The following is a 2,705-nucleotide window of genomic DNA, read 5'->3' as shown; positions in this document are numbered from 1 at the left end:
CATAAATTAAACTCATAACATGCTATATTTAGAAAGACATTTACAAATAGTAATTTAGTGTATAATTTTCACCTTAATCTTGTCCATTATTCGTAAAATAATAATGGTTTATTAAGCATACCTTTTTTAAAAAAAATAATTTTAAAATTTTTTATTTTTTTGTATAACTGGTCTAAAAAATAAAAAAATGCTCGTAGATTTGCTTAAAATCAAATCTACGAGCACTTTCTTCAACTTGCAATAATTATCTAATTTAAAAATTAATATAGTATTTTAATTAACTATACTAAATTCTTTTCAAGCCAGTTTACTATATGCTTTATTACATGTTCTTCATTACTTGGAGCTATAAAATCAGTATACTTCTTTAATTGTTCTGAACCATTACTCGGACAAAAAGAAATAGCAGCCTCTTTTAATAATTCTAAATCATTCATATTATCTCCAACACATATGACTTTATTAGGTTCCAAATTATACATTTTTATTATGTTCTTCAACGCTTGTCCCTTAGACTCATTTACAGGTAATAATTCATATGAAGTTCTTCCACTCCTAGTTCCTTTTATTTTATATTTATCTTCAAAAGTTCTTTCTATATCATCTATAACTTCAATATTTCCAACAATCAATATTTTATGCCAATCCATTAAAAAAATATCTTCTTTAATATCATATAGTATATCTAGCATTTGTGTTGCAGATCTATATGAATGACCTGAATTCTTAAGAATATATAGTTTTTTATTTGCATATATTTCAATGCCTATATTGTCATATTCTTTTTTAATTTTAAGTACAATTTGCTTTTGATTATCATCTACAAACTTCTCACTAAGTATTTTTTGATTATTATAATCATATATAACTCCACCGTTATAAACAATTATAGGCAAATTAACCTTTATATTCGAAAGATATTCTTGTGTTGCTTCTATAACTCTACCTGTAGCCACTGAAAATGTCCCACCATTTTCAGTAAAATAATTTATGGCTTCTAAATTCTCTTGTGAAATATTTTTATCATTATTTAATAAAGTTCCATCTAAATCTGATACTATAACATATCCATCAAATATATTTCTCATAATTTTTCCTCTCATTACAACTATATATTTTATAATTAATATTAAAAATTTATTAATATATGTTATAAAATAATCTGCATTCAAATTATTTATAGTTACTCAATCTTTCTAAATAATTAAATTACAACATATGATATTTATTATTAATATGATTTTACCATAATTAATTTTAACATCGTTTAATAATATTAAATATACTTTAATATTATTTTTTCATATCCACTGCTATTGTATTTATTTTAATTATAGAGTATCGTATACTTTATTAGATATATTTATTTTAATATACTTTAATTCAATCAAATTATAAAAGGAGATTAATTTCATGGCTGACAAAAAACTTTTCTTAAACCTATTAGCTTTAATAACTGTAATTATTTGGGCTACTACCTTTATTTCTAGTAAAATACTACTAAATATCTTTACTCCACTTGAAGTAATGTTTTATAGATTTATAATAGCATATTTTTTATTATTAATAATTCACCCAAAATTTCATAAAATAGAATCTTTAAAAGAAGAAGCTATGTTTTTACTTGCAGGTATAACTGGAGGATCTCTTTACTTTTTAACCGAAAATTCTGCCATAAAAATCTCACAAGTTTCAAATGTAGGATTAATTGTTGCAACAGCCCCAATTATTACTGCAATCCTTGCTCACTTTTTTACTAAAAGTGAAAAACTTAATAAAAATTTATTTTTAGGCTTTTTAATTGCAATTTCAGGAGTTTTTCTAGTTATGTTTAATGGTAATTTCATGTTAAAATTAAATCCACTTGGAGATATTCTTGCTTTAGGTGCTGCTATTTCCTGGTCTGTTTATTCAATAACTACAAAGAAATTTGGTAGTAAATACAACCACTTATATTTAACAAGGAAAATATTTTTTTATGCATTACTTACTATGATTCCATTTTTATTCACATCAGAGTTTAATTTTAATGCAAATAAATTGTTAACTTTTAAATCACTTTCTAATCTTTTATTTTTAGGAGTGATAGCTTCTAGTATTTGCTATGTTATGTGGAACTTTACAGTAGACAAGCTGGGAGTAGTTAAAACTAATAACTATATATATCTTATTCCAGCAATTACACTAATACTTTCTGTATTCGTACTTAAAGAAAAAATTACTCTTTACTCAAGTCTTGGAGCCATATTCATTTTTCTTGGTGTATATATTTCAGAAAAAGGTCTTAACTTTAATATTTTTCAAAGTAATAGAACTATAGAAAATTAAGTAAAAAACATCTTTTGAATATAAGATAAAGTACTTATTCAAAAGATGTTTTTATTTAAGTTATTTTATATTTTCTATATCTCCCATATATTCAACAGGTTCTATTTTAACCTTAACTCTAACTACTGTCTTATGTCCATGAGCATCCATTTTCTTTTTATCTTTTTTTATTTCAGCTTCATCTTCATATAATCCTATTAAAGTTGATTCAACTTCTTTTTCATTAACTACACTAGCCTTTAGTACTGCAAACATTTCTTTTTCTTCTTCAATTGTTTGGAATTTTATTTGGTTTTCTCTGCTCATCGCTTTTCTCTCCTTTTTTTATAATTATAATACATATTGCACACGTGTGCAATATGTATTATGTCTTTTAT

3 protein-coding genes are annotated in these 2,705 nt (G+C 23.7%); 1 reads left to right on the top strand and 2 read right to left on the bottom strand.

The genetic code is table 11. The features are described from left to right. Positions 1-281: 281 nt before the first annotated feature. Positions 282-1,088, bottom strand: coding sequence for an HAD family hydrolase (locus CLPUN_RS05690; protein ID WP_077846359.1), 807 nt, complete (start codon positions 1,086-1,088; stop codon positions 282-284). 325 nt (positions 1,089-1,413) lie between these two features. Here CLPUN_RS05690 and CLPUN_RS05685 point away from each other — a divergent pair, with 325 nt between their 5' ends. Next, a complete protein-coding gene (locus CLPUN_RS05685) occupies positions 1,414-2,328 on the top strand; it encodes a DMT family transporter (RefSeq protein WP_077846358.1) in 915 nt (304 codons plus the stop codon). 60 nt (positions 2,329-2,388) lie between these two features. Here the strand turns inward: CLPUN_RS05685 and CLPUN_RS05680 are convergent, their stop codons facing one another. Then, positions 2,389-2,634, bottom strand: a complete 246-nt coding sequence (locus CLPUN_RS05680; RefSeq protein ID WP_077846357.1) for a hypothetical protein — start codon at positions 2,632-2,634, stop codon at positions 2,389-2,391. Positions 2,635-2,705: the final 71 nt, after the last annotated feature.

Source organism: Clostridium puniceum (assembly GCF_002006345.1).
Classification (GTDB): domain Bacteria; phylum Bacillota; class Clostridia; order Clostridiales; family Clostridiaceae; genus Clostridium; species Clostridium puniceum.
The sequence above is the reverse complement of the archived record's forward strand: the minus strand, read 5'-3'. Positions and strand labels throughout refer to the sequence as shown.